Consider the following 26,402-nt stretch of genomic DNA (forward strand, 5'->3'; position numbering starts at 1 on the left):
TGGACCACCGCTCGGTCCTCCGCTACCGCCTGGCCCGCTGGGCTTCGCGGATGCGCCGCAGCCGGTTGACGGTGCCCGGTGCGTGCCGCAGGGCGCGGGGGTCGTCCATCAGCGCGTTGAGCAGCTGGTAGTACCGGACCGGAGGCATTCCCAGCCCTTCCCGTATGGCCCGCTCCTTGGCCCCGGGTCCGGGCCAGGTCCGGCCTTCGTAGGCGAGCACCGCCGCTTCCTCGGCGCTCAGACCGGCCGGCCCGGCCGCCGGCCGCTCCTCGTCCGTCATACGGCCAGATTAACGCCGCCCACCGACAGCGGCCCGCGCGCCGGCCCCGTACCCCGCCCGCTCAGCGCGGGTCCGCCTTGCGCCCCGCGTCCGCGATGTCGCCGAGCACCTTGGCCGGCTGTCCGCCCGGCTGCACGGTCGCGCCGATGTTCTTCTTGATGTCCTCGCTCACCGTCGACCAGGACTTCTTGCCCACCGGGTAGAGCCGTGCGTTCGGCAGCGCGTGCAGGAAGGTCTTCAGCTGCGCCGACGTGGCCCCCGTGGTGGCGTCCGTCTCGCGGAAGCCGCTGGTGGTGACGGGGAGGAGGTCGTACTTCTCGGTGAAGGCGGTCTGGTTGTTCGGCTCGTACAGGAAGTCCAGGAACCGTCCGGCCTCCTTGGGGTGGCCGTTCTTGAAGGCCATCACCCAGTCGGCGACGCCCATCGTGGAGTGCTCGGCGCCGTCGGCGGTCGGCATGGGGGTCATGCCGTACTTGATGCCCTTGGCGGCGGCCTGCTTGATCAGCGTCGGGTGGCCGTTGAGCATGCCGACCTCGCCGCGCGTGAAGGAGTCGAAGGCGGCCTGCCGGTCGAGCTTGGCCGGCGCCACGGGGCCGGTCAGGCCCTGTCCGACGAGCTTGTCGCGCAGGAACTCGAAGGTCTTGATGTTGTCCGCGGAGTCGATCGAGTACTGCTCTTCGTTGTCGCTGTAACCGCCGCCGCCCGCGAGCATCCACTGCATGGTCTCGGCCTGCGCCTCCTCGCGGCCCAGGGGCAGCGCGAAGGGGGTCGGGACACCGGCCGCCTTGAGCTTCTTGGCGGCCGCTTCCAGGTCCGCCCAGCTCTTGGGCTGCCAGGGGCCCTTGGCGTCCTTGGCGATGACCCCGGCGTCGGTGAGCAGCTTCTCGTTGTAGAACATCAGCCGCGTGCTGGCCACGAAGGGCATTCCGTACTGGACGCGCTTGACCTTGCCCGCGTCGGCGAGCGGGGCGAGGAAGTCGGCCTCGGTCTTGACGGAGAGCAGTTCGTCGGCGGAGTAGAGCTTGCCCTCGGCCGCGTAGTCGGCGTAGGCGCCGATCTGGGCGATGTCGGGGGCCTTTCCGTCCTTGACCATTTCGGCGACCTTGGCATCCACGTCGGACCAGGACAGGACGTCGACCTCGACCTTGATGCCGGAGTGGGTCTTCTCGAAGGCCGCCGCGAGGTCCTTCCAGTAGCCCTTGGAGGAGTTCGCCGGATTGTCTCCGTAATCGGCCGCCACGACCCGCAGGGTGACCTCGTTGTTCCCCGTGACGCCCGACAGAGCTCCGCAGCCCGTCAGCGTCATGGCGGTCAGGCACAGTGCGACGCCGGACGCGGCCAGGTTCAGCTTTCGGGTCTGCACAGTTCGGGCCTTCACAGTTCTCGTTCCACCCCAGGTTGTTCCGTACGATTCAGATAAAGGTCTACACCACCCTCCCGGCCCGTCGGCATCCGGCCCCGAACGTGCGCACGTCCCGCGCGGGAGCCCCTGTGCGCGACCAAGGTCCCGAATTTGTATGGCCACTCAACAATCCCCCTCAGTGGACTAGACCTTTCCCCTCCGAGCACGCGAGACTGTCACCCGTGAAACCCGTGAAACACGTCATCGCCCTCGATGTGGGCGGCACTGGGATGAAGGCCGCCCTCGTCGCGGCGGACGGCACCCTGCTCCACGAGGCGCGCCGTGCCACCGGCCGCGAGCGGGGCGCCGAAGCCGTCGTCGAGACGATCCAGGAGTTCGCCGCCGAGCTCCTCGACCTCGGCCGCAGCCGCTTCGCCACCGCCGCCTCCGCGGCCGGTGTCGCGGTCCCCGGCATCGTCGACGCCGAGAACGGGATCGCCGTCTACGCGGCGAACCTGGGCTGGCGCGACGTCCCGATGCGCGAGCTCCTCGGCAGACGCCTCGGCGGCATCCCGGTGGCCCTCGGCCACGACGTCCGCACGGGCGGACTCGCCGAAGGACGCATCGGCGCGGGCCGCGGCGCCGACCGCTTCCTGTTCGTCCCCCTCGGCACCGGCATCGCCGGCGCCATCGGCATCGCCGGGCGCATCGAAGCCGGCGCGCACGGCTACGCGGGCGAGATCGGCCACATCGTGGTCCGCCCCGGCGGCCCCGAGTGCGGCTGCGGCCAGCGCGGCTGCCTGGAGACCCTCGCCTCCGCCTCGGCCGTCAGCCGGGCCTGGGCGGCCGCCTCCGGCGACCCCGAGGCGGACGCCGCGGACTGTGCCAAGGCCGTCGAATCCGGCGACGCCCGCGCGCGCGAGGTCTGGCTCTCGGCCATCGGCGCGCTGGCCGACGGCCTGGTCACGGCGATCACCCTGCTGGACCCCCGCACGCTCATCATCGGTGGCGGGCTGGCCGAGGCGGGGGAAACCTTGTTCACACCACTACGGACGGCCGTGGAGGAACGCGTGACGTTCCAGCGGCTCCCCCACATCGTTCCGGCGGCCCTCGGGGACACCGCCGGATGCCTGGGCGCAGGGCTGCTCGCCTGGGATCTACTCGCCACGGAGGTACCTGCCTGATGTCCGGAAGCGCACATGTGGGCCGCAGCACCGTTCTCTCCGGCGCCGACGTGGTACTGCCCACCGGCACCGTGAAGGGCGGGCGCGTCATCGTCGACGGCGAGCGCATCGCCGGCAGCGCCCACGAGAACGCCGACGTCCTCGACCTGTCCGGACACTGGATCGTCCCCGGCTTCGTCGACATGCACAACCACGGCGGCGGCGGCGCCTCCTTCACCTCCGGCACGGCCGAGGACGTCCTCAAGGGCGTACGGACCCACCGCGAGCACGGCACCACCACCCTGGTCGCCTCCACCGTCACCGGCGACCTCGACGAACTGGCCCGCCGCGCCGGACTCCTCGCCGAGCTCACCCAGCAGGGCGACATCGCGGGCATCCACTTCGAGGGCCCCTTCATCAACCCCTGCCGCAAGGGCGCGCACAAGGAGGACCTCCTGCGCGACCCCGACCCGGCCGAGGTCCGCAAGCTGGTCGACGCCGCCCATGGCGCCGCCCGCATGTTCACCCTGGCCACCGAGCTCCCGGGCGGCCTGGACTCCGTACGGCTGCTGGCCGAGCACGGGGTCATCGCCGCGATCGGCCACACGGACTCCACCTACGAGCAGACGCTCCAGGCCATCGACGCGGGCGCGACCGTGGCCACCCACCTCTACAACGCGATGCCGGGCATGGAACACCGCGCCCCGGGCCCGATCGCGGCGCTGCTGGAGGACGAGCGGGTCACCGTCGAGCTGATCAACGACGGCACCCACCTGCACCCGGCCATGCTGGAGCTGGCCTTCCACCACGCGGGCGCGCACCGCGTGGCGCTGATCACCGACGCGATGGACGCGGCCGGCTTCGGCGACGGGATCTACCACCTCGGCCCGCTGGAGGTCGAGGTCAAGCAGGGCGTGGCCCGCCTGGTCGAGGGCGGCTCCATCGCCGGTTCCACCCTCACCCTGGACACCGCCTTCAAGCGGTCCGTCACCCTCGACGGGCTCCCCGTCGAATCCGTGGTCCAGGCGATCTCCGTCAACCCGGCCAAGCTGATCGGCCTCTACGACCAGGTCGGCTCGCTGGAGCCCGGCAAGTACGCGGACCTCGTCGTCCTCGACGCCGCCTTCGACGTCAAGGGCGTCATGCGGCGCGGCGAATGGATCGTCCGCCCCGCAGCGGCGCAGCGCTGAGAAGAGCGGTCGGCCCCGACACCGGGCCGGCCGCTCCCTTGTTCGGGAGGCGCATCGGCCTGGAAGCTGTCGGCACACACCGAGACCGGGGCCTGCCATGATCCTTACCGTGACGCTCAACACCGCGCTCGACGTCACCTACCGCGTACCGCGCCTGCACGCGCACACCTCCCACCGCGTCACCGACGTCGCCGAACGGCCGGGCGGCAAGGGCCTCAACGTCGCCCGCGTCCTCGCCGCGCTCGGCCACGAGGTGACCGCCACCGGCTTCGCGGGCGGCCCCACCGGCGCCGTCGTGCGCGAACTGCTCGCCGCCTCCCCCGGGGTGCGCGACGCCCTGGTCCCCTGCGCCGGAACCACCCGGCGCACCCTCGCGGTGGCCGACGAGGCCTCCGGCGACACCACGCAGTTCAACGAACCGGGCCCGCTGATCACCTCCGCCGAGTGGTCGGCGTTCCTGGAGGGCTACGAGGCCCTGCTGGCGGGCGGCGCCCGCGCGGTGGCCCTGTGCGGCAGCCTGCCCCCCGGCGTGCCCGTCGGGGCCTACGCCGTCCTCGTACGGGCGGCCCGCGCGGCCGCGGTGCCCGTACTCCTCGACACCAGTGGCGAAGCCCTGCGCCGCGGGGTCGCCGCCCGCCCCGAGATGATCAAACCGAACGCCGCCGAGCTCGCCGAGCTGACCGGATCCCGGGACGCACTGCCCGCCACCCGGGATGCCCGCCGCCGCGGAGCCCACGCGGTGATCACCTCGCTCGGCCCGGCCGGAATCCTCGCCGCCACCCCCGACGGCAGCTGGCAGGCCGCCCCGCCCCGCACCCTGGCGGGCAACCCCACCGGCGCCGGGGACTCCGCGGTCGCGGGCCTGCTCTCCGGCCTCGTCGAAGGCCTGGACTGGCCGGACCGCCTGATCCGCGCGGTCGCCCTCTCGGCGGCCACCGTCCGGGCCCCCGCGGCGGGAGAGTTCGACCCCCGCACCTACGAGGAGGTACGGGGGTCGGTGAAGGTGACGTCCGCGTAGCGGGGTCGGCGGATCAGCCCTGCTGGAGCCAGAACTGGTCGATGTTGAACTGGCACTTGTTGCCCGTCTCGCACGACAGCTTGATCGTGTTGCTGCCCTGGTTGAGGGTCACCTGGCCCCAGGTGGACTGCCAGCCCTTCTCCCAGTCACCCTTCGGGGAACCCGCGAAGTTGCGCATGCTCAGCGGCGAGCTGTTGGCCTTGCCGTTCACCGTGAGGGTGCCGTTCGCGTCCTCACCGGGGATGCCGAACTGCACGTAGAAGCGGTAGGTGCCCGCCTTGGGCACGTCCAGGGTCCAGGTCACCGCCGCGCCCGGCTGGTTGAAGTTGCCGACGTACTGGCCGCCCGCGCTCTTCGCGCCCTGCACCGCGTTCTGCAGCGTCGCGCCGCCGGAGATCACCATGCCCGCACCGCCCGCGTCGCCCTTCGGCAGCTCGGCGACCGGGGAGGCGGAGCCGCTCGGCTGGCCCGAGGGCTTGGCCGGGGGCGGGGACTGGCTCTGGGCGGGGTTCGCGTTGTTCTTGTCCTTGTCCTTGTCGCCCTTCTCGCCGAAGACCAGGGCCGCGCCGATGCCGATCACGACCGCGGCGACCACCGCGACGGCGGCGATGAGCATGCCCCTGCGGCTGGACCCGCCGCCACTGCCGTGACCGCCGCCGTGGCCCTCGCCCGGCAGCGGGACGGACTGCGTGTACTGCTGCGGCGGCTGCCCCTGCGAGGGAACGCCGTAGCCGCCCGCCTGGAGCGCCTCGGGGGACTGGTACTGGGCCTGGTAGGCCGGAGGCTGCTGAGGACCCTGCTGGTACGGAAGGGGACCGCGCTGGCCGCCGTAGGGCCGGTCACCGACCGTGCGCACCTGGTTGTACGAGGTCCGGGGCACGCCCGGCTGCCCGCCGACCGTGGGTCCCGGGTAGCCGTATCCGCCGCCCTGCCCGGGCGGGGTGGCCCCCGCGGCCTGGCCGTCCTCGTAGAGGTAGCCGAACGGGTCGTCGTCCTCGGGCTTGTTCGCCCCGTTGTTCGAGCCGTGGTTGGCAGGCGTCGTCATCGCAGGTCACTCCTTTCGACCCCGGGGAGCCTACCCCGAACAGGTGCGCCCACGAGCGGCCAGAGAGCTTACCCGGCCCGGCGGTGTGCCTTCGAGCGGGAGCGCTTCTCGATGTACATCCGCTGGTCGGCGGAGCGCAGGACCTCGTCCGCGGACATCCCGCAGCTGGCCCAGCCGATCCCGAAACTGGCCCCCACCCGGACCGCGCGGCCGTCCACCCGGATCGGCGGGATGATCGCGTTGCGCAGCCGTACGGCGAGGTCGGCGGCGTCGGCCGCGCCCAGGCCGTCGGCGAGGACGACGAATTCGTCACCACCCAGCCGGGCGACCGTGTCACCGTCCCTGACGCCGGTCGTCAGGCGCCGGGCCACCTCGATGAGCACAGCGTCGCCGGTGTGGTGCCCGAACCGGTCGTTGATCGACTTGAAGCCGTCGAGGTCGCAGAAGAGCACCGCGAGCCCCTTCGTACCGTCGTCGATGTCGGTCGCGGGCGCGACGGTGTGCACGTGGTGCTCGTACGGGCCCGGGCCGGCCGAACCGGGACCGCCCTGCCCACCGGGAGCGCCCGGCCCGCCGGGAAACTCGAAGGGGTCGGGGAAGCCGTCGGGCCGGAAGCCGTGCTCGCCGGAGCCGCCGTCCGCGGCGGGCCGCGCCTCGAAGGCGGCGTCCAGGGCCTCCACGGCGGTGGCGCGCACGGACTGCGGCCGGCGGCACAGCCGGGCCCCGAGCCGGGAGCGCAGCTCGGCACTGTTGGGCAGGCCGGTCAGGGAGTCGTGGCTGGCCCGGTGGGCGAGCTGGAGCTCGTGCCGCTTGCGCTCCTCGATGTCCTCGACGTGGGTGAGGAGGAACCGGGGCCCGTCGGCGGCGTCCGCGACCACGGAATTGCGCAGCGAGACCCATACATAGGTGCCGTCGCGCCGCCCGAGCCGCAGCTCCGCCCGGCCGCCCTCGGCGGAGGTGCGCAGCAGGGTGCCGATGTCCTCGGGGTGGACCAGGTCCGAGAAGGAGTACCGGCGCAGCACGGAGGCGGGCCGCCCCAGGAGCCGGCACAGCGCGTCGTTGGTGCGCAGCAGCCGGCCGTGCTGGTCGCCGCCCATCTCGGCGATGGCCATGCCGCTGGGCGCGTACTCGAAGGCCTGGCGGAACGACTCTTCACTCGCGCGCAGCGCCTGCTGTTCACGCTCCAGCCGCACCAGCGCCCGCTGCATGTTCGCGCGCAGCCGGGCGTTGCTGATGGCAATCGCAGCCTGGAAGGCGTACATCTGGAGCGCCTCGCGCCCCCACGCGCCGGGCCGCCGGCCGTTGCGCGGCCGGTCCACGGAGACCACGCCGAGCAGCTCGCCGCCGGAGGCGTACATGGGGGCGTAGAGCCGGTCCTCGGGGTGCCATTCGTCCTCGAACCGCGGGTCGGGGCCCTCGGTGTGCCACTGGGGCACGTCGTCCTCGACGAGGACCCAGCCCTCGGTGTGCGGGATGAAGCGGAGCCCGTCCCAGTCCTCACCCATCGTCAGGCGGCGTTCCCAGGAGGCGCGCGAGCCGACCCGTCCGGTGATCAGGGCTTCGGCGGCGGGGTCGCCCGCGAAGGCGGCGACGACGAGGTCACCGTCGGGGCGTACGAGGTTGACGCAGGCGAGTTCGTAGCCGAGTCCCAGGACGATGCCGTCCACGACGGTCTGCAGGGTGTCAGCCAGGCTCCTGGCCGTATTGAGCTCGGCCACCACTTGGTGCAGCTGCCGCAGGGTCGCAAGACGGACGTACGGCTCCGACTCGGTCTCCATTGCTCGCTCTCCCCGAGACCTCGACAGCAACTCCAGGTATGTCATCGGCGTTTCGTTGCGGTGTCCCGTCCACTGAATCACAGTGAGCTGTGCGGCAGGTACACAGGGTCAACAAATCTTGCCCTCTGTGACTCAAGTCACATGAGATGAATATAGGTGTCCCGCATGACCTGTTCCGCACCCTCGTCGCACTGGGAGCGCTCCCCCCGTCACCGCCCGCCGCCGGGGCCCGTACGCCGTCCGGGCGCGGCCCGCCGACGCCCGTGCGCCGGTCGCCCGCCGGTCGCCCGCCGGTTCGTTCGCGGATTCGTTCCCGCGAGCAAAGCCTACGCCCGGACCTAGGCCGCGGGGCGGGGACGCGGCTCGGACCACAGCCCGATGTGCCGAGCGGGAGGGCGACAGTAGCGTCCGGAACGTGCCGAACACGACCCCCACGACAACGCTTTCCGTCCCCGCACCCCATCCTGAGGGGGTGAGCAACGACGAATTCCGGGCCGCGATGTCCCGACTGGCCGCCGGCGTGTGCCTGATCACCGCGCACGAGCCCGCACTGGGAGCGGGCGGCCCGCGCGGCGAGGACGTCGGCATGACGGCGACCGCCTTCATGTCCGTGTCCATGGACCCGCCGCTGGTCCTGGTCAGCCTGCGCGAGGGCTCCCGGATGGACGACCTCCTGGCGGAGCAGCCGCTGTGGTCGGTCTCGGTGCTCTCCGACCACCAGCTCCAGATCGCGGGCAGGTTCTCGATGAAGGGCCGCATCAGCGACCGCCTGCTCTTCGCCGACCTGCCGTACGTACGCGGCGAGATCTCCGGAGCCCCGCTCCTGACGGGGGCGCTGGCCACCCTGGAGTGCCGTACCGAGAACCGCGTCGAGGCCGGGGACCACACCCTGGTCATCGGCCGCGTCCTGGCCGCGGCCCAGCCCTCGCCCGACTCCCCGCCGCTGACGTACTTCCGGGGGCGCTACCGCCACCTGGCCCCTTAGGGGGTGCCTACCAGTCGCGGGCGGTGCGGCCCCGCTTCGTCTCGCCGCGGGCCTTCTTCTCGCGCAGCCGCCGCTCGTTGATCCCCCGGGGGATCTTCGTCGCCCGCCGCGCCTTCGGCGGCGGCGCCGTCGCCTCCGCCAGCAGCGAGGTCAGCCGGACCAGCGCCATCTCCCGGTTGCGCAGCTGCGAGCGGTGCTCGGAGGCCCGTACCGTCACGACCCCGTCGACCAGCCGCGAAGCCAGCCGCTCCAGCGCGCGCTCCTTCCACACCTCCGGCAGCGACTTGGTCGCCCCGAGGTCGAAGAGCAGCTCGACGCGCGAGTCGGAGGTGTTCACGTGCTGGCCGCCCGGACCCGAGGACCGCGAGAAGCGCCAGGCGAGCTCGCCCTCGGGGAGCACGACAGAACCGCGGATGACATGGGGACCGGACATGCCCCCTATGATCCGTCCCCCGCCACCCCGCGTCACGCGTATTTCGCGGATCCGGAACCTACCGGCCCCCTCCCGGCGTTATGGAGGTCAGCGGTAACTTGGGCAATCTCGCGGTCAAGCGACAAGTCGGCCATCGGCAAGGCGGCCGTCGGCACGCAGGGCGAGCGGGACCAAGTGCGGCATCACGTGAGACTAGGAAGGGACACCAGTCACCATGGCAGTAAGCCTCTCCAAGGGCGGAAACGTCTCGCTCAGCAAGGAGGCCCCGGGCCTCGCGGCCGTCACGGTCGGCCTCGGCTGGGACGTACGCACCACGACGGGTGTCGACTTCGACCTCGACGCGTCGGCCATCGCGGTCAACCCCATGGGCAAGGTCGTCTCCGACGGCCACTTCGTCTTCTTCAACAACAAGTCCACCCCGGACCAGACCATCGTCCACACCGGTGACAACCGCACCGGCGAGGGCTCGGGCGACGACGAGTCGATCAACGTCAACCTCGCCGGCCTCCCGGCCGACGTGGACAAGATCGTCTTCCCGGTCTCCATCTACGACGCCGAGACCCGCAGCCAGAACTTCGGCCAGGTCCGCAACGCGTACATCCGCGTCGTGAACCAGGCCGGCGGCGCCGAGATCGCCCGCTACGACCTCTCCGAGGACGCGGCGACCGAGACCGCCATGGTCTTCGGCGAGCTCTACCGCAACGGCGCGGAGTGGAAGTTCCGCGCCGTGGGCCAGGGCTACGCCTCGGGCCTGACCGGCATCGCCCAGGACTTCGGCGTCAACGTCTGAGTCCGAGCGACCGCCGAGTCCGCGTAGGACGGCGTCGGGCCCCGGCCCGACCCCGTCCGGCCCCGGATGACGTCAGCGCAGCCGAAGCCCCCTCCCGGCCGTCCGGGGAGGGGGCTTCGCTACCGTTCGACGGGTGATCATCCTCCCGCTCGTCCCCACCGAGGACGGCGCCCTACCGGGCCCGGTCCTGACCGAAATCGCCTCGCTCTACGCGACCAACCACGCGTTCTTCGAGCTCAGCGGCGACTTCCCCGACCCCGGCCGCATCACGGTCGAACAGGTGGCGGCCTCCCTCGCCGACGAGCTCGCCCACGACGGCGCCGAAGTCCTCCTCGCCCGCTCGGCCGGCCGCCTCGTAGGCCTCGCGGCCACCCTGGCCCATCACCCGGCCCCCGCCTCCGAGGACCCGGACCCGGACCCGTGGATCGGCCTGCTGCTCATCGACGCCACCGCGCACCGCGCGGGCCACGGGCGCGCCATGGCCGACCTGATCGAGGACCGCTTCCGCGCCGCCGGGCGCGCGGGCGTACGGATCGCCGTACTGGAGGGAAACACCAAGGGCCTCGCGTTCTGGCGGGCCCAGGGCTACGTCCCCCTGCGTGAGGCCGTCGACCGCGAGGCGGGCCGCCCGTGCACGGTCCTGCGCAAGCCGCTCGAGGCGCCGTAGCCGCAGAACACCCGGCCCAGGAGGCCTGTCCGGGCCTTCCGGGCCTACCCAGATCTATCCGGGCCTACGGGCCTTGAGCCGCTCCGTCCCGTACAGCCAGACGTCCCAGACCTTCTTCAGGTCGTGGCCCGTCTTCTCCTGCGCGTAGGCCGTGAAGTCGGCCGTGTTCGCGTTCGCGTGCCGGTGGTCGGCGGCCCAGCCGCGCACCAGGGCGAAGAACTTCTCGTCGCCGACCTCCTGCCGGATCCGCTGCAGGACCATCGCCCCGCGCGCGTACACAGGAGCCTCGGAGATCTCCTTGGCTCCGGGCGGGTTGGCCGGCGGGAAGGCGTCCCAGTCGGAGTCGGCGTCCTTGTCCACATCGGTGTCGCCGTCGACGAAGGCCTGGAACCGCTCCTGCGCGGTGGGCCCGCCGTGGTCCTCGGACCACAGCCACTCGGCGTAGGTCGCGAACCCCTCGTTGAGCCACATGTCCTTCCAGGACTTCGGGGACACCGAGTCCCCGAACCACTGGTGGGCCAGCTCGTGCAGGACCAGCGACTCGCCGTCCTTGCCGACGGGCGCCCCCGAGAGGACGGGCCGGTTCTGCGTCTCCAGCGCGTAGCCGAGCGTGCCCTTGGGCAGCACGATCGCCCCCGTCGTGGAGAAGGGGTACGGGCCGAACCTGGCGCTGCCCCACTCCACCATCTCCGGCAGCCGCGCGAGCACGGGCGCACTCGCCGCCGCCTCCTTGGGCGCCACCGCGTTGTAGACGGGGATCCCGGAGGCGGTCTTGCCGGTGGTCACCGCGAACTTCCCCACGGCCACCGTCGCCAGATAGCTCGCCATCGGCTCCGGGCTGTGCCACGCGAACACCGTCCGCCCGTCGGCGTCCTCGCTCCGGGAGGTCAACTCCCCGTTGGACACGGCCTCGTACCCCTTGGGCACGGTGACCGTGATGTCGTACGTGGCCTTGTCGCTCGGGTGGTGGTTGCCCGGAAACCAGGCCATCGACCCGACCGGCTCGCCGACGCCGACCGCGCCGTCCCCGTCCGCGGTTTGGATCCAGCCCTCCTGGGAGCCGTCGGGATCGGTGATGGGCTTGGGCTCGCCGGAGTAGTCGATCTCCGTACGGAAGACCTCGCCCCGCTTGACGTCCTTCGCGGGGCGCACCGTCAGTTCCCTGCCGGTCCGGTTGAAACGGGCCCCGACACCGCCCACGGTGACGCCCTCGACGTCGAGCCCGCTGAAGTCGAGGTTGAAGGAACTGAGCCCCTGCTCGGCGCGCGCGGTGATGACGGCCGTGGCGTCCATCTTCCCGGTGGCGGGGTCGTAGTCGAAGTCCAGGTCGTAGTGATCGACCTGGTAGCCGCCGTTGCCGGCCTTCGGGAAGAACGGATCGCGCACCCCCGACGCACCCGGACTCCCCTGCACGGTGCTGCCCGTACAGCCCACGGTGAGGGCGATCAGGGCGGCGGCGGCGGAGCCGGCGAGACGGGAGCGAGAGCGCGGATACACGCTCTCGACCCTACTTGCCCGCTACTAGAGGGGCTATTGGGAACCTACTTGTCGAGCGCGTCGGCGCCGGCCTTGGCGAACTTCTCGTCCAGGTCGCCGCTCGGGGCGCCGGCCACGCCGATGCCCGCGACCGGGGCGCCCTTGGCCTGCACCGGGGTGCCGCCCGCGAGGAAGAGGGTGCCGGGGATGTCCTTCAGGTTCGGGGCCTGCGCGAGGCGGCCCGCGAGCACGGAGGTCGGGGCGTTCCAGGACACGGCGGTGAAGGCCTTGCGCTGCGCCGACTCGTAGGACTGCGGGCCCGCGCCGTCACCGCGCAGGGTCACGATGGTGTTCCCGTTGCGGTCGACGACCGCGACGGTCACCTTCTGGTTCTCCTTCTCGGCGGCCTCCAGCGCGGCCTGGGCGGCGCGGGTGGCGGCGTCGATGGTGAGGTGCGTGGAGGTGGTGAAGTTGCGGTCGCCGTCCTTCTTCGCGGCGGCAGCCGCCGGAGCGGGCGCGGCGGTGGCGCTGACGGCTCCGAAGGTGCCGGCGCCGAGCGCCACGGCGAGAGCGGTACCGGTGAGAACGCGGGTGCGGGTGTTCATGTCTGCTGCTCCTGTGAACGTCGGTTCGGCGGGCGGTCCTGCCGTGTCCTGCCGTGTTCCAACCCTCTCCCCGCAACCCCCGCCCACCCGTCCCCGTACCGGCTCCCAACGGCCACCGCACCGGTTGACCCCGGGGTCAACCGATCGGCTGATGCGGCACGGCTCCTCCGAAGGCTTTCCTGGCCAGGCGGTCCGACGTCCTGCCTTCCAGCCGTCCGGCGTTTGAGGACCGGGGTCCGGGGCGCAGCCCGGGTTTCACGGGTCAGGGCGCAGCCCTGGGAACGGTGGAAGGGTAGGTAGGGGGCGGCCCCGCGCAGCGGCCCCCACCCGAGCCGCACAGCACCCGGCACCATGGAACCACCGCACCACCCCCAGGAGCACCCCGTGACCAGCGCGCCCCCCACGCCCACCCAAGGCCAAGGCCAACGCCAAGGGCCCCCGCCCCACCGGGACCGGGACACCCGCGCGCTGTCCACGATCATGCACACCACCTTCTTCCTCCTCCTCGGCGCCTCCGTCGCCCGCTTCCTCCTGCGCCACCCCGGCGAGCCCCGCACCCCCTGGATCCTCGCCCTCGGCATCACCCTGGCCCTGCTCTACGTCCTCGGCCCCGCCCTCGGCACCGCCGCCCCCACCCTGCGCCGACTCATCTGGCTCGGCCTGGTCGTCGCCGTCTGGGTGGTCCTCGTCGTCCTCGCGCCGAGCTTCGCCTGGTGCGCCGTGCCGCTCTTCTACACCGCGCTGCGCACCCTGCCGCCCCGCGCGGCCGTGGTCCTCGTCGCGCTGCTGACGGTGTTCGTCGTGGCCGCCCAGCTCCAGCTGGCCGCCCGCACCGGAGCCGGTGAGCCCTTCGATCCCAACCTGCTCCTCGCCCCGCCGGCCGTCGCCGCGCTCGCGACGGCCGTGTTCATCCACATGGAGCGCCAGGCGCAGGCCCAGCGCACGCTGATCGACGACCTGATCCGCACCCGCCGGGAACTCGCCGCCACCGAACGCCGCGAAGGCACCCTCGCCGAGCGCCAGCGCCTGTCCATGGAGATCCACGACACCCTGGCCCAGCACCTGTCCAGTCAGCAGATGCTGCTCCAGGCCGCCGACCGCACCTGGGACTCGGACCCCGCCACCGCCCGCGCGCACGTCCGTACCGCCACCGACATCACCGCCCGCGGCCTCGCCGAGGCCCGCCGGCTCGTCCACGACCTCGCGCCCCGCGAACTCGCCGACGGCGCGGGCCTCGCCGACGCCCTGCGCGCACTGGGCGCGGGCCCCGACATCGAGGTCCGCTTCCACCTGGAGGGCACCCCGGTACCGCTGCCCGACCGCGCGGAGTCGGCCCTGCTGCGCATCGCGCAGGGCGCGCTGGCGAACGTACGGGAACACGCGCAGGCCGGTACCGCCGCCATCACCCTGAGCTTCCTGGGCGACCAGGTGGTCCTGGACATCGCGGACGACGGCCACGGCTTCACAATCGGAGACGGAACAGGACCCGGACCCGGGCCCGGACCCGGTGCGGAGAACCGGGGCCACGGCCTCCCCGCGATGCGCGCCCGCGTCCGCCAGCTCGGCGGCACCCTGACCATCGAATCCACCCCGGGCGAAGGCACCGTCCTCTCGGCCTCGATCCCCCTGGAGCCCACACCATGACCACGATCCTCCTGTGCGACGACCACGTGGTGGTCCGCGCCGGCCTGCTCGCCCTGCTCGGCAGCGAACCGGACATCGAGGTCCTCGGCGAGGCCGGCAGCGGCGAGGAGGCGGTCGCACTCGCGGCGAAGCTCCGCCCGGACGTGGTCCTGATGGACCTCCAGCTCGGCGAGGGCATCGACGGGGTCGAGGCCACGCGCCGCATCACCGCGGGAAAGAACCCGCCCCACGTCCTGGTCCTGACCACCTACGACACGGACGCGGACATCACCCGGGCCATCGGCGCGGGCGCCACGGGCTACCTCCTGAAGGCCGAGCGCCCCGAGGAGCTCTTCTCCGCCATCCACTCGGCGGCGCAGGGCCGCACCACCCTCTCCCCGCCCGTGGCCAGCCGCGTGATGGCCCACATGCGCGGGACCCGCCCCACCCTGACGGACCGTGAACTCGACATCCTCGGCCAGCTGGCCCGGGGCCTCGGCAACCGCGACATCGCCCGCACCCTGTTCATCAGCGAAGCCACGGTCAAGACCCACCTGGGCCGCATCTACGACAAGCTCGGCGTCGACACCCGCGCGGGCGCCGTGGCCGTGGCCAAGGAACAGCGCCTCCTCCCCTGACAACCCGGCCGACGGTCACGACCGGTCGAACTGGTCGAACCGGTCACCGGTGCGAGGGGACCGCCGGGGCGGAGGACCGCCGGGGCGGCGGACCGCCGGGGGCGTGACACCATCGGGTACGTGCTCGACATCGGCTACTCCCTCTCCCGGCGCTTCCCCGACCCCCCGCAGACCGACTACCGCTCGGCGGACGTCCACTCGCTGCGCCACGACCTGTTCTGCGGTGACGTCTACCTCGCCGACACCGTCAAGGACCGGGAAGTGTCCACAGCCTGGGGATGGGTGCCCGTACTGGACTTCGCCTGGGCGCTCTGCGACATCGTCGAGCAGCTGGACCAGGACCCGCGCGGCAGCCGCTCCGCCAACCGGCAGTACGCCGAGCTCGATTTCACCGAGTCCAGCGACCGCATGCTCTTCGAGCGCCGCTTCGGCTGGGTCGACGTCGAGGCCGACTGGATGCCGGCGGAGGAGGACCCGCTGACCTTCAGCCACCGCCTGCTGCGCCGCGAAGCCCGGGATTTCCTCCACGACCTGATCGCGGACCTCATCGACATGCACGAGGGCCTCGGCGACAACCCGGTCATCTGGACCCTCCAGTCCCGCTTCCCCCGCGTCCCGGCATAGCCGCCGGGCCGATCCCGGCCCCGCCCGGCCCCGCCCGGCCCCGCCCGGCCCCGCCCGGTCCCGCCCGGCCCCGTGTCGTCCCGTCTCGCCTACGCCACCACCCGCACTCCCAGCTGCGCCGCCATCGCCGGTGCCAGCTCGAAGAGCTGCGTCGGGCTGATCACCGCACCCGCCAGCGCCTCCACCCCCCGCGCGATGCCCAGCTCCGCCACCCCCCGCAGGTCCACGTCCGCCAGCCGCGCCCCCGTGAAATCGGCCCCGCGCAGCGTGCAGTCCCGGAACTCCACCCGCTCCAGCACCGCCCCCGCAAAGTCCGGCTCCACCAGGACGCACCCCTCGAAGACCACGTCCTTGAGCCGCGCCGTACGCAGATTCAGATAGTCGATCTTTCCCCCGCGCACCAGGACCCGCTCCAGCACCGCCCCGTGCAGCTGCACCCCGCCCAGCCGGGCCTCCAGCAGTTCCACGTCCCGCAGCGAAGCCCCCGACAGGTCGGTCCCCACGCCCCGGACCCCCTCCAGGACCGAGTCCAGGAACCGCGCCTTCGACAGGCCGGTCTCGTCCAGCGCGCAGCGCCGTAGGGCGCAGTCCATGAACCGGGCCCCGACCCCGTCCTGGCCCACCAGGTCCGCGTCGACGAGCTCCAGCCCGTCGTAGTCCCCGTCCGGCTCCAGCTCACCGCCCTCCCACGCGCTCAGCTCCGGCAGCCGAACCTCCGGCCGCCGCGCCGCCTTCACACCCTGCTCCTGCCCTTTTCGCGCCATTCCCCCATCCTGGACCACCCCACTGACAGGCTCACGGGCGCACACCCCGCACCCCCTTGACCTCAACCCCACTTGAGGTAACAGGCTGGCCGCATGACCACCACCCCCGCGCCCGCCGCCGAAGCCCCCGCCGCTCCCGCCGAGATGCACGCCGTCCGGCTCCACGCCTTCGGCCCCGCCGAGAACCTCACCTACGAGCCCGCGCCGCTCCCCGTCCCCGCCCCCGGCCAGGTCCGCATCGCCGTGGCCGCCGCCGGGGTCCACCTGCTCGACACCATGCTCCGGAGCGGCGTCCAGGCGTCTCCCATGGCCCGCCTCCCCGAGCTGCCGACCGTCCCCGGCCGCGAAGTCGCCGGGACCGTGGAAGCCCTCGGCCCCGGCACCGACCCCGCCTGGCTCGGCGCCCCCGTCGTCGTCCACCTCGGATTCGCCCCCGGCGGCTACGCCGAGTACGCCGTCGCCGACGCCGACCGGCTCCACGCCATCCCGGCGGGCCTCGACCCCGCCGGCGCCGTCGCCATGATCGGCACCGGCCGCACCACCCTCGGGATCCTCCAGTTCACCGACCTCGGCCCCGGCTCCACCGTCCTCGTCCCCGCCGCCGCGGGCGGCATCGGCACCCTGCTCGTCCAGTACGCGAAGAACGCCGGAGCCACCGTGGTCGCCCTCGCCGGCGGCCCCGCCAAAGCCGCCCTCGCCGCCGCCAACGGCGCCGACCTCGCCGTCGACTACACCCGCCCCGACTGGGCCGACACCGTCCGCGCCCACCACCCCGGCGGCGCCACCGTCCTCTTCGACTCCGTCGGCGGACCCGTGGCCCGCACCGCGCTCGACCTCCTCGCCGACAGCGCCCTCCACCTCGTCTTCGGCTGGTCCGGCGGCCCGATCCCGCTCACCGACGCCGACCGGGCCGCCCTGGACGCCCGCGGCATCACCACGCACAACGTCCTCGGCCCCGCCATGCTCCAGCGCGCCGGCGGCGACGACCCGATGCGCACCCTCGAAACCCGCGCCCTCGCCGAAGCCGCCGCCGGCCGCCTGCGCCCCGCCCTCCAGCGCTACCCCCTCGCCGAGGCCGCCACCGCCCACCACGACCTGGAGAACCGCGCCACCACCGGAAAGGTCGTCCTGGAGCCCTAGGGAATCCCTAGGGCGTCCCCAGCTCGGCCAACGCCCCGTCCGTCAGCCGGTACACCGACCACTCGTCCTGCGGCCGCGCGCCCAGGGCCTCGTAGAAGGCGATCGTCGGCTCGTTCCACTTCAGGACCGACCACTCCAGCCGCTCGTAGCCCCGCTCCACGCAGATCCGCGCCAACTCCCGCAGCAGCGCCTTCCCGTGGCCGCCGCCGCGCACGCCGGGGCGTACGTACAGGTCCTCCAGGTAGATGCCGTGCACCCCGCGCCACGTCGAGAAGCTGAGGAACCACAACGAGAAACCGACGGCCTCGCCCTCCGGCGTCTGCGCGATGTGCGCGAACGCCGCGGGCCGCTCCCCGAACAGCGCCTCCCGCAACTGCTCCTCGGTGGCGCGCGCCTCGTGCGGCACCTTCTCGTAGTCCGCGAGCTCGCGGATCATGGCGTGGATGACGGGGATGTCGCTGACGACAGCATTACGGATCATGCCCGCACCCTACGAGCCGCCCCGGCCCGGAGGGTTCGTCCGGTCCCGCGCCGCCGCCCCGCCACCGGCTCTACGCCCGCAGCGACTCCGCGATCACCAACTGCCGCTCCGCGGGCTGGTCCCCGCCCTCCACGTCCCACAGGCAGTTCTGCAGCACCCGTGCCAGCGTCCACGCCCGCGCCCGTTCGCGATCGGCCCCCACCGCTTCCGCCAGCAGATCGAAGCGCCACCGCACTTCCCGTGCCCGGAAGTTGTTCACCAGCGCGGGCAGCAGATCGAACCCCGGATCGCCCGACAGCGGCTTCGGATCGATCGCCAGCCACCCCGAACGGCCGGTACGGTCGTCCCCACCGCCCCCAGCACCGCCGCCCGCCAGCACGTTGTCGTAGTGCAGGTCCCAGTGCAGCAGCCGGTCCCCCGGCTCCCCCACCACCTCCGCGAGCGCCGCCGCGCAGTCCGCGACCAGCCTCCGCGCCCGCCCGTCCGCCACCTGCGCGAGCGCCCCCGGCACCTCCTCCAGCATCCCGGCCGCGATGTCCCCCAGCCGCCGCAGCCCGGCCGGTGCCGGCACCGCCGTCAGCCGGGCCAGCAGCTCCCCGACGACCGCCACCGCGCGCCGTGAGTCCCGTACCGCCAGCGCCGACAGGGGCCGCCCCTCGTCGAGGCGTTCCAGCAACAGGGTCCCGGTGGCCGCGTCCGCCTCCAGCAGCCGTACGCAGCCCTCCCCGGCCCACGCGCGCAGCGCGAGCGCCTCCCCCGCGTTCTCCTCGTCGAGCGCGGGCAGCTTCAGCGCGGCCGCCGTCCCGTCCGCCCGTTCCACCGGCAGCACCAGCGCCGTCACCCCGTGCATCCCGGGGCCCGTGGTCCGCAGCTCCCACCGCTCCAGGAACGACGCCACCCGCGCGGGCAGCCCGTCGACGAACTCCCGCCCGGCCGAGCCGTCGCCGTCGAGCTGCGCCCGCAGCAACCCCTCCGGAATCCGGCCGCTCAAGCCGACCCCGCCGCGACCGCCGTCGCCGCCGACCCCACCGACCCCGCCGTCACCCATGCCCATGCACCGAGCCTACGAAGCCCCCGCCCCGGCACCCTTCAGCGCCTCCGCGAACGCCTTCGCGTCGAACATCGACCCGTCCTTCGCCCCGACCGGCTTCCCCTCCACCAGCACCAACGGAGTGCCCTGCGCCCCCGTCGCCTCGAAGCCCTTCTCGGCCTCGCCGACCCACTCCTTGTACTTCTGGTCCTCCACCGCCTTGTCGAACTCCGCCCCGCGCAGGCCCGGCACCGCGTCCGCGATCTTCAACAGCACCTCGTCGGTGAACCTCCCCTTCGGCTGGCTCGCGAAGACCGCAGCGTGGTACTCCGCGAACTTCCCTGCATCCACCGACGCGCGCAGCGCGTTCACCGCCCTGACCGAACCGCTCTGCCCGCCCCGGTCCAGGAACGACGCCAGCAGGTACTCGATCTTCACCTTCCCGGCGTCCGCGAGCCTCAGCAGCGATTCGCCGCCGGTCTCCTCGAACTTCGCGCAGTAGCCGCACTTCGGGTCCACCAGCACCTGCACGGTGCACGGCGCGTCCGGCCTGCCCACCACGACCTTGCTCCCGTCGACCGCGGCGGGCAGCTTCGCGAGCCGGTCGGCGATCGGGCTGGTCCGCACCTGCACGTCGGTGGCCACCGCGGACGCCCCGTCGCCGGACCCGGACCCCGAACCCGACCCGCAGCCGATGACCGCCCCGCCCAGCAGCGCCACCGACGCGACCGCCGCGACCAGGCGTCCCGCCACCACAACCCGCACCATACGAACCGCACCTCTCGCCCAAACCGCAACAAAATCCCCGCCTCACCCTAAAGACGGAACCCCCTCCCCCACATCAGCCATTCGGCCACCCCTCGCACCTCAAAACCCGACATCACGACCCTGGACACCCCTGCGAAACGAGGTGTACCAACTCCCCCATGACCATCAACGGCGGAATTTCCTTCTGGTACGCGACGGACGAGACCGCCACCGACCACCCACCCCGCACCCCCCTCACCGGGGACGCCACCGCCGACGTCGTCATCGTCGGCGGCGGCTACACCGGCCTGTGGACCGCCTACTACCTCAAGACCGCCGCCCCCGACCTGCGCGTCACCGTCCTGGAACAGAAGTTCTGCGGCTACGGGGCCTCCGGCCGCAACGGCGGCTGGCTCTACAACGGAATCGCCGGCCGCGACCGCTACGCCGCCCTCCACGGCCACCAGGCCGCCCAGCGCCTCCAGCACGCCATGAACGAGACCGTCACCGAAGTCATCGACGTCGCCGCCAAGGAGGACATCCACGCCGACATCCACCGCGGCGGAGTCCTCGAAGTCGCCCGCACCCCCGCCCAGCTGACCCGCCTCAAGGCCTTCCACGCCGCCGAACTCGCCTTCGGCGAAACGGACCGCGAGCTCTACGACGCCACCGACGCCCGCGCCCGCATCAACGTCACCGACGCCGTCGGAGCCAGCTGGACCCCGCACGGAGCCCGCATCCACCCCCTGAAGCTCGTCAAGGGACTCGCGGCCGCCTGCGAACGCCTCGGCGTGGTCATCCACGAATCCACCCCGGTCACCGAGATCGCCCCGCGCCGCGCCATCACCCCCTACGGCACGGTCCGCGCCCCGTACGTACTGCGCTGCACCGAGGGCTTCACCGCCGCCCTCAAGGGCCAGAAGCGCTCATGGCTCCCCATGAACTCCTCGATGATCGCCACCGCCCCCCTCCCCCCGGAGGTCTGGTCCCAGCTCAACTGGTCCGGCGCCGAAACCCTCGGCGACATGGCCCACGCCTACATGTACGCGCAGCGCACCGCCGACGACCGCATCGCCATCGGCGGCCGCGGAGTCCCGTACCGCTACGGCTCCCGCACCGACAACGACGGCCGCACCCAGCCCGCCACGATCGCCGCCCTCACCCACCTCCTGGAGTCCTTCTTCCCGGCCCTCACGGGCGTGGAGATCACCCACGCCTGGTCGGGCGTCCTGGGCGTCCCCCGCGACTGGTGCGCCACGGTCACCCTGGACTCCACGACGGGCCTCGGCTGGGCCGGCGGCTACGTGGGCTCCGGCGTGGCCACCTCCAACCTCGCGGCCCGAACCCTCCGGGACCTGGTCCTGGGCGACAGGACCGACCTCACCGGCCTCCCCTGGGTCAACCACCGGGTCCGCCGCTGGGAGCCGGAGCCCTTCCGCTGGCTCGGCGTCCAGGCCCTCTACGCCGCCTACCGCGAGGCCGACCGCCGCGAATCCACCACCCACACCCCGACCACAACACCCCTGGCCCGCCTGGCAGACCGCATCTCGGGCCGTAGCTGACGGCACGCGAAAGGCCCCGGGCGATCACCCGGGGCCTTCTGCTTCCGTACGAATTCCCTTGGCCGGCAAGCTTCCGACCTGGAATGGGGCCCCCTGTCGGATTCGAACCGACGACCTACGCTTTACAAGAGCGGTGCTCTGGCCGGACTGAGCTAAGGGGGCACAGGTGACGCTGCGCATCGCACAGAATCGCCTTCACTCTACACAGCCGCCAGACGCCACAGCGAAGACTTTCCGGCCCCGGAACTCCTCGTGCGTCAGTTCGTTCTACGCCGAGGGGCCGGCCTCCGGATACCCCGCCCGCGCCAGCCGCGGGGCCACCGCTTTCAGCGGGAGGCCCGGGTTGAGGGCGTCGACGACGGCCTGGGTGAGGGGCCGCAGGGACCAGATGTGCTCGATCGCCTCCAGCGGGAGGTCCGACTCGTAGTAGCCCTCGGCGAAGGCGCGGTAGGCCTGCGGCGTGCCCGCCGCGAGGACCTCGAAGAGCTCGTCCACGCCGTCCGCGTAGCCGTCGCCCTCCGGGAAGTCGACCTTGCCGGTCCGCCAGGCGGTGTCCCCGGTCTCGCGCCAGAAGACGGCCGTCGCCTGGAGCAGTCCCTCCTCCACGCAGAAGGAGGGCTCCGTCAGGAAGGGGCGGAAGGCCTCCGGGATGCCCTCGGCCAGTCCGGGCCAGAGGGCATCCTCCTCGATCCCCCACGGACTCATGGCCGATTCGTGGGCGAAGCCGCGTCCGAAGACCCCGTCCGCCGTGAAGACGATCGCGTACTCGTCGCCCGAGCCGTTCTCCATGAACGCCGCCTCCTCCCCCTCGCCCCACGCGGGGTCGTAGGAGAAGTAGCCACCGTCCTGGTTGCCGCTGATCACCAGTTCCAGGGCCGCCATCGCCCGGCAACGGTCGCGCAGGGTCTCGATGTCGGGCAGGGCGCGGGTCAGGTCGTAGATGGTCATGGGCGCGATCCAAGCAGCCGCCACTGACAGCCGTCCACGGGGATCCGGGGGCGGTCGGGGGGAGGTCGGGGAAGTCACCCCCGTCCGGGTACTGACAGGAGGGGCGCGGCCCGGTAGCGTCGGGCGGAGTCCAGGCCACTGGACTAGACCTTCCACTCGGATCGTCCGGCACGTTCCTGCCGGTAGAAGGGATTCATCACCATGGCTTCTGTCACTTTCGACAAGGCGACCCGTCTGTACCCGGGCGGCGACAAGCCCGCCGTCGACCAGCTGGAGCTGGAGATCGCGGACGGCGAGTTCCTCGTCCTCGTCGGCCCCTCCGGCTGCGGCAAGTCCACCTCGCTGCGCATGCTCGCCGGCCTGGAGGACGTCAACGGCGGTGCGATCCGCATCGGTGACCGCGACGTCACGCACCTGCCGCCCAAGGACCGGGACATCGCGATGGTGTTCCAGAACTACGCGCTCTACCCGCACATGTCCGTCGCCGACAACATGGGCTTCGCGCTCAAGATCGCCGGCGAGGACAAGGCCACCATCCGCAAGAAGGTGGAGGACGCGGCGAAGATGCTGGACCTGACCCAGTACCTCGACCGCAAGCCGAAGGCGCTCTCCGGCGGCCAGCGCCAGCGCGTCGCGATGGGTCGCGCGATCGTCCGCAAGCCGCAGGTGTTCCTCATGGACGAGCCGCTGTCGAACCTGGACGCCAAGCTCCGCGTGTCGACGCGCACCCAGATCGCCGCGCTCCAGCGCGACCTGGGGATCACCACCGTCTACGTCACCCACGACCAGGTCGAGGCGATGACGATGGGCGACCGCGTCGCGGTCCTCAAGGACGGTCTGCTGCAGCAGGTCGACACCCCGCGCAACATGTACGACCGCCCCGCGAACCTCTTCGTCGCCGGCTTCATCGGCTCCCCGGCCATGAACCTGGTCGAGGTCCCGATCACCGACGGCGGCGTGAAGTTCGGCGACAGCGTCGTCCCGGTGTCGCGCGAGGCGCTGACCGCCGCCGCCGACGCGGGCGACCGCACGGTCACGGTCGGCGTGCGCCCCGAGCACTTCGACCTCAGCGACACGGGCGGCCTGGTCATCACCGTGAACGTGGTGGAGGAGCTCGGCGCCGACGGGTACGTCTACGGTTCGACCTCGCACTCCGAGGGCTCGCAGGACATCGTGGTGCGCGTGAACGGCCGCCAGGTGCCCGAGAAGGGCTCGACGCTGCACGTCGTCCCGCGCGCCGACGAGATCCACGTCTTCTCGACGTCCTCCGGTGCCCGCCTCTCCAAGTGATCCTTCCGGTCCAGCCGTTGGACCGGCCCGAAGGGGCGTCCCGTCAAGGGGCGCCCCTTCGGGGTGAGTTACGGAGGTTCCGGAGGTCCGCAACTTCCGACAGATCGGGCCATTCGGCCCCAAGCGTCAACCCTTAATTCGAAAAGCCACGTCGAACCATCCCCCGACCGGGTGACTAAATGTCGCCAAATCTTCACCGAGCGCTACTCTCGCCCTCGTGACCCACACTGCCCGCCGTATCGGCCGATCCCTCGCCCTGGTCCTGCCCGTCGTCCTGGTCCTGTCCGGGACCCTCGCGGTCACCATGGTCCCCTGGGCGGACAACACCCCCTCCCAGATCCTGACCGCGTCCGCCGAGGACGTCTCCGTCCCCGCGAAGCCCCGTCCCGCGCAGGACGTGCTGCGCGACAAGCTGGTGAGCGAGATCCAGCAGGGCGAGCAGCCCGGTGACGTACTGACCCACCTCCAGCAGGAGGTCGACCGGCGGCCTTCGCTGGCCGAGCACTGCGTGGGGATCGCGCGCGCCCTGGGACGGGCGGCCGTGGACGCCTACGGGCCCACGAAGGCGCAGTCGTTCGCGCGGCCGGTGTGCGACACCGCGTACGCGTCCGGCGTCGCCTCCATGGGCTGACGGCCGCCGCACGCAGCCGCGTACCGCACCGCAACGCACCGCACATCGACATGAGCGATCCGGTCGACTCCGCGTCCCCTGCTCGCCCGCACGCAGCCGCGTTCCCGGCTTCTCCGACCCAGGCAGTGGTCCTGGCGGGTGGCCAGGGGGCGCGGCTGCGGCCGTACACGGACGACCGCCCCAAGCCGATTGTGGAGATCCCCGGGGGGTGGTGGAGATCAACGAGTACGGGCACGTCCTGGACTTCATCGAGGCGCCGCAGTCCCCGTATCCGGTCAATGCCGGGGTGTACGTCTTCGGGCCCGAATTCGCCGCGCTGCTGCCCGACTTCGGGGACCACGAGCGGACGACGTTCCCGCGTCTGGCGCGGGAGCGGCGGCTGGCGGGCTTCCCGCTGCCCCAGGGGGCCTACTGGCGGGCGATCGACACGGCGAAGGACCTGACCGAGGCCGCAAGGGAGTTGGCCGCGCAGAGCGGCCTCTAGGCCGTCTCCTCAGGGCGTACGCAGGAGGGCCCGGCACGCGGTTCGCGTGCCGGGCCCTCCTCGTGGTGCCGTGGTGCCGTGGTGCCGTGGTGCCGTCCGTGCCGCCGGTCAGCCGAGGAGGCCGCCGACCAGACCGGGCTTCTTCGGCGGTGTGTCCCCGGCCCCGCCGGAGGATCCGCCGCTGCCCGTCCCCGAGGAGGCCGGGGGCTTCTGCGGGGTGGACTGGCGGGGCGTGCTCCGCGGGCTGCTCTGGCCGCCTGCGCCCTTGGTCGCGGAGGGCGCCTGGGAGCCGGAGGCTCCGGGGGTGGCCGAACCGGTCGCGCCGCGGCCCGGCTTGGCGGCCGGCGAGGAGGCCGCGGCCGAGGGCTTCGCGGTCGGCTTCGAGGGGCCGGTCTGCGTCGGCTGCTGCTGCGGGGTGCGCGGCAGCGGCCGCCCGGGAAGGTAGTTGCTCGGGGCCTGGCCGGGGCCGGGCACGGTGACCACGGTGGTGGAGCGGACGGCTCCGCCGAGGAGCGAGCCGACGAGCAGCGTGAGTCCGCAGACCACGGTGGCCATGACGGCCCCGCGCCGCAGTACGCGCCGCCGCAGCCGCCAGACCTCGGTACGGGGGCCCAGCGTGCGCCAGGCCTCGCCCGCGAGCCGCCCGTCCAGCGAGTACACCGGGGCCCCCGCGATGATCAGGGGGCTCCAGGCGGCGAGGTAGATGATGTCGGGCGCGTCGTAGGCGGGCACGGTCTTCCAGCTGACGGTCATCAGCAGCGCGGCGGAGAGCAGCGCGCCGAAGCAGGCCGCGAACCGCTGCCACAGGCCGAAGACCGTCAGGACGCCGACGATCACCTGGAGGAAGGCCACGCTGAGTCCGGCGCCCACGGGGTGCGCGAGCGCGAAGTCGCGCAGCGGCTCGGCCAGCGCCCAGGGGTGCAGGGTCTGGAGCCAGGTGACCATGGAACCGCGTTCGCCGCCGTCGAAGTAGACGGGGTCGCACAGCTTGCCCATGCCCGCGTAGATGGAGATGAAGCCGAGGAAGACGCGCAGCGGGAGCAGCACGACACCGAGGTTCATCCGGCGGCCGGGGTAGTACTGGGCCTGCGCGCGTGCGTCGCCCGGTGCCCGGCGGGTGTCCGAGCCGGGTCCGGAGCCTTCGGCGAGCGCGGCCCCGTAGGCCTCGTAGGCCTCCGGGGAGAGGTCCCGGACCGCGGGCTGGATGCGGGTCTCGTCCGGGTCGCCGTAGTTGCGCTGGCCGATGACGGTCGGCGTGGCGAGGGTGTCTTCGGCGAGGTCGTGGGCGAGGTCGATGCGCGGGATGACCTGGGTCGCTCCGCCGTCGTAGTCGTCGTGGCCGCGTCCGTGCTCGCGTACGGCCTGGAGCAGGCCTCCCATGGCGGCGCTGGCCGCCGCGTCGCCGGGGGCGGACTTGCCGCTCCAGACGACCGGGCGGCGGCGTCCCGCGCCGGCTCCGACGGCCGCGAGGGCCCCTCCGAGCGCGGGGGCGAGGCCGGGGATGCCTGCGGGCTTGGGACGCGCGCTCGGGCTTGGTGCGAGCCGCACGCGGAAGCTGGCGTGGTTGACGATGACCTGTGCGGGGTCGCACGGCACCTTGACCATGCTCAGCGCGGGCTGGTCGTCGAACCCTGGCGTTCTGGTGTCCACACTCATCTAACCGAGTGA

At 72.5% G+C, this 26,402-nt stretch carries 26 protein-coding genes, 1 tRNA gene and 1 pseudogene; 14 read left to right on the forward strand and 14 right to left on the reverse strand.

All coding sequences use genetic code 11. From position 1 onward, the window contains the following. Positions 1-22: 22 nt before the first annotated feature. Positions 23-280: a DUF3263 domain-containing protein gene (locus AC3IYJ_RS18200; protein WP_330297146.1), complete on the reverse strand. Its 258-nt coding sequence runs from the start codon at positions 278-280 to the stop codon at positions 23-25. A 61-nt stretch (positions 281-341) separates the two neighbouring features. After that, the gene (locus AC3IYJ_RS18205; protein WP_489402355.1) at positions 342-1,643 is read right to left on the reverse strand and encodes an extracellular solute-binding protein; all 1,302 of its coding nucleotides are present in this window, start codon (positions 1,641-1,643) and stop codon (positions 342-344) included. A 269-nt stretch (positions 1,644-1,912) separates the two neighbouring features. On the opposite strand from AC3IYJ_RS18205, the gene AC3IYJ_RS18210 reads away from it, so the two are divergent. The 3 genes from AC3IYJ_RS18210 (at position 1,913) to AC3IYJ_RS18220 (ending at position 4,993) form a co-directional block, all read left to right on the forward strand. After that, a complete protein-coding gene (locus AC3IYJ_RS18210; RefSeq protein WP_489402849.1) occupies positions 1,913-2,806 on the forward strand; it encodes an ROK family protein in 894 nt (297 codons plus the stop codon). Beyond that, positions 2,806-3,975: an N-acetylglucosamine-6-phosphate deacetylase gene (gene nagA / locus AC3IYJ_RS18215; RefSeq protein WP_489402356.1), complete on the forward strand. Its 1,170-nt coding sequence runs from the start codon at positions 2,806-2,808 to the stop codon at positions 3,973-3,975. The genes AC3IYJ_RS18210 and nagA overlap by 1 nt, the downstream gene beginning before the upstream one ends. A 97-nt stretch (positions 3,976-4,072) precedes the next feature. Continuing rightward, positions 4,073-4,993, forward strand: coding sequence for a 1-phosphofructokinase family hexose kinase (locus AC3IYJ_RS18220; RefSeq protein ID WP_489402357.1), 921 nt, complete (start codon positions 4,073-4,075; stop codon positions 4,991-4,993). Between the two features lie 13 nt (positions 4,994-5,006). Here AC3IYJ_RS18220 and AC3IYJ_RS18225 read toward each other — a convergent pair whose 3' ends face one another. Together AC3IYJ_RS18225 and cdgB are read right to left on the reverse strand one after the other, a co-directional pair. After that, positions 5,007-6,038 carry a CBM35 domain-containing protein gene (locus AC3IYJ_RS18225; RefSeq protein WP_489402358.1) on the reverse strand — a complete coding sequence of 344 codons (1,032 nt, stop codon included), beginning with the start codon at positions 6,036-6,038 and terminating at the stop codon, positions 5,007-5,009. 68 nt (positions 6,039-6,106) lie between these two features. After that, the gene (cdgB, locus tag AC3IYJ_RS18230; RefSeq protein WP_489402359.1) at positions 6,107-7,816 is read right to left on the reverse strand and encodes a diguanylate cyclase CdgB; all 1,710 of its coding nucleotides are present in this window, start codon (positions 7,814-7,816) and stop codon (positions 6,107-6,109) included. Between the two features lie 415 nt (positions 7,817-8,231). On the opposite strand from cdgB, the gene AC3IYJ_RS18235 reads away from it, so the two are divergent. Beyond that, entirely contained in the window at positions 8,232-8,801 is a 570-nt protein-coding gene (locus AC3IYJ_RS18235; protein ID WP_489402360.1) for a flavin reductase family protein, read from the forward strand. 7 nt (positions 8,802-8,808) lie between these two features. Here AC3IYJ_RS18235 and arfB read toward each other — a convergent pair whose 3' ends face one another. After that, positions 8,809-9,234, reverse strand: a complete 426-nt coding sequence (gene arfB / locus AC3IYJ_RS18240; protein ID WP_489402361.1) for an alternative ribosome rescue aminoacyl-tRNA hydrolase ArfB — start codon at positions 9,232-9,234, stop codon at positions 8,809-8,811. Between the two features lie 214 nt (positions 9,235-9,448). On the opposite strand from arfB, the gene AC3IYJ_RS18245 reads away from it, so the two are divergent. Further along, entirely contained in the window at positions 9,449-10,024 is a 576-nt protein-coding gene (locus tag AC3IYJ_RS18245; protein ID WP_489402362.1) for a TerD family protein, read from the forward strand. A 133-nt stretch (positions 10,025-10,157) separates the two neighbouring features. Further along, a complete protein-coding gene (locus tag AC3IYJ_RS18250) occupies positions 10,158-10,691 on the forward strand; it encodes a GNAT family N-acetyltransferase (RefSeq protein ID WP_489402363.1) in 534 nt (177 codons plus the stop codon). A gap of 54 nt (positions 10,692-10,745) precedes the next feature. Here the strand turns inward: AC3IYJ_RS18250 and AC3IYJ_RS18255 are convergent, their stop codons facing one another. Both AC3IYJ_RS18255 and AC3IYJ_RS18260 read right to left on the reverse strand, forming a co-directional pair. Next, positions 10,746-12,188, reverse strand: coding sequence for a M1 family metallopeptidase (locus tag AC3IYJ_RS18255; RefSeq protein ID WP_489402364.1), 1,443 nt, complete (start codon positions 12,186-12,188; stop codon positions 10,746-10,748). A 44-nt stretch (positions 12,189-12,232) separates the two neighbouring features. Continuing rightward, positions 12,233-12,772, reverse strand: a complete 540-nt coding sequence (locus AC3IYJ_RS18260; protein ID WP_489402365.1) for a GlcG/HbpS family heme-binding protein — start codon at positions 12,770-12,772, stop codon at positions 12,233-12,235. Positions 12,773-13,123: 351 nt separating this feature from the next. Here AC3IYJ_RS18260 and AC3IYJ_RS18265 point away from each other — a divergent pair, with 351 nt between their 5' ends. The 3 genes from AC3IYJ_RS18265 to AC3IYJ_RS18275 all read left to right on the forward strand — a co-directional run bounded on the left by AC3IYJ_RS18265 (position 13,124) and on the right by AC3IYJ_RS18275 (position 15,657). Then, positions 13,124-14,416, forward strand: coding sequence for a sensor histidine kinase (locus AC3IYJ_RS18265; RefSeq protein WP_489402366.1), 1,293 nt, complete (start codon positions 13,124-13,126; stop codon positions 14,414-14,416). After that, positions 14,413-15,033, forward strand: coding sequence for a response regulator (locus AC3IYJ_RS18270; RefSeq protein WP_489402367.1), 621 nt, complete (start codon positions 14,413-14,415; stop codon positions 15,031-15,033). Before AC3IYJ_RS18265 ends, AC3IYJ_RS18270 begins: the two co-directional genes overlap by 4 nt. A gap of 120 nt (positions 15,034-15,153) precedes the next feature. Continuing rightward, the gene (locus AC3IYJ_RS18275) at positions 15,154-15,657 is read left to right on the forward strand and encodes a hypothetical protein (protein ID WP_489402368.1); all 504 of its coding nucleotides are present in this window, start codon (positions 15,154-15,156) and stop codon (positions 15,655-15,657) included. 89 nt (positions 15,658-15,746) lie between these two features. On the opposite strand, the gene AC3IYJ_RS18280 is transcribed toward AC3IYJ_RS18275, so the two are convergent. Beyond that, a complete protein-coding gene (locus AC3IYJ_RS18280; RefSeq protein WP_489402369.1) occupies positions 15,747-16,421 on the reverse strand; it encodes a pentapeptide repeat-containing protein in 675 nt (224 codons plus the stop codon). 144 nt (positions 16,422-16,565) lie between these two features. On the opposite strand from AC3IYJ_RS18280, the gene AC3IYJ_RS18285 reads away from it, so the two are divergent. Further along, positions 16,566-17,561 (forward strand): zinc-binding dehydrogenase, encoded by a 996-nt coding sequence (locus AC3IYJ_RS18285; protein WP_489402850.1) that lies wholly within the window; start codon positions 16,566-16,568, stop codon positions 17,559-17,561. A 7-nt stretch (positions 17,562-17,568) separates the two neighbouring features. On the opposite strand, the gene AC3IYJ_RS18290 is transcribed toward AC3IYJ_RS18285, so the two are convergent. The 3 genes from AC3IYJ_RS18290 to AC3IYJ_RS18300 all read right to left on the reverse strand — a co-directional run bounded on the left by AC3IYJ_RS18290 (position 17,569) and on the right by AC3IYJ_RS18300 (position 19,840). Beyond that, positions 17,569-18,042: a GNAT family N-acetyltransferase gene (locus AC3IYJ_RS18290; RefSeq protein ID WP_489402370.1), complete on the reverse strand. Its 474-nt coding sequence runs from the start codon at positions 18,040-18,042 to the stop codon at positions 17,569-17,571. Between the two features lie 70 nt (positions 18,043-18,112). Next, positions 18,113-19,090: an aminoglycoside phosphotransferase family protein gene (locus AC3IYJ_RS18295; RefSeq protein ID WP_489402851.1), complete on the reverse strand. Its 978-nt coding sequence runs from the start codon at positions 19,088-19,090 to the stop codon at positions 18,113-18,115. Between the two features lie 15 nt (positions 19,091-19,105). Beyond that, entirely contained in the window at positions 19,106-19,840 is a 735-nt protein-coding gene (locus AC3IYJ_RS18300) for a DsbA family protein (RefSeq protein ID WP_489402371.1), read from the reverse strand. 158 nt (positions 19,841-19,998) lie between these two features. Here AC3IYJ_RS18300 and AC3IYJ_RS18305 point away from each other — a divergent pair, with 158 nt between their 5' ends. Continuing rightward, positions 19,999-21,381 carry an NAD(P)/FAD-dependent oxidoreductase gene (locus AC3IYJ_RS18305; protein ID WP_489402372.1) on the forward strand — a complete coding sequence of 461 codons (1,383 nt, stop codon included), beginning with the start codon at positions 19,999-20,001 and terminating at the stop codon, positions 21,379-21,381. Positions 21,382-21,465: 84 nt separating this feature from the next. On the opposite strand, the gene AC3IYJ_RS18310 is transcribed toward AC3IYJ_RS18305, so the two are convergent. After that, positions 21,466-21,543 (reverse strand) — tRNA-Thr (locus tag AC3IYJ_RS18310). Positions 21,544-21,648: 105 nt separating this feature from the next. Next, complete coding sequence (locus AC3IYJ_RS18315; RefSeq protein ID WP_489402373.1) at positions 21,649-22,329, reverse strand: hypothetical protein; 681 nt, start codon at positions 22,327-22,329, stop codon at positions 21,649-21,651. Between the two features lie 201 nt (positions 22,330-22,530). On the opposite strand from AC3IYJ_RS18315, the gene AC3IYJ_RS18320 reads away from it, so the two are divergent. From AC3IYJ_RS18320 to AC3IYJ_RS18330, 3 genes and pseudogenes are all read left to right on the forward strand, one after another. Continuing rightward, positions 22,531-23,619, forward strand: coding sequence for an ABC transporter ATP-binding protein (locus AC3IYJ_RS18320; protein WP_489402374.1), 1,089 nt, complete (start codon positions 22,531-22,533; stop codon positions 23,617-23,619). Positions 23,620-23,836: 217 nt separating this feature from the next. Continuing rightward, the gene (locus AC3IYJ_RS18325) at positions 23,837-24,250 is read left to right on the forward strand and encodes a hypothetical protein (RefSeq protein ID WP_384663129.1); all 414 of its coding nucleotides are present in this window, start codon (positions 23,837-23,839) and stop codon (positions 24,248-24,250) included. A 50-nt stretch (positions 24,251-24,300) separates the two neighbouring features. Next, positions 24,301-24,734, forward strand: a pseudogene (locus tag AC3IYJ_RS18330) (nucleotidyltransferase family protein). Positions 24,735-24,842: 108 nt separating this feature from the next. Here AC3IYJ_RS18330 and AC3IYJ_RS18335 read toward each other — a convergent pair. Beyond that, complete coding sequence (locus AC3IYJ_RS18335) at positions 24,843-26,390, reverse strand: DoxX family protein (RefSeq protein ID WP_489402375.1); 1,548 nt, start codon at positions 26,388-26,390, stop codon at positions 24,843-24,845. Positions 26,391-26,402: the final 12 nt, after the last annotated feature.

This window comes from Streptomyces sp. GL_140 (assembly GCF_057834465.1).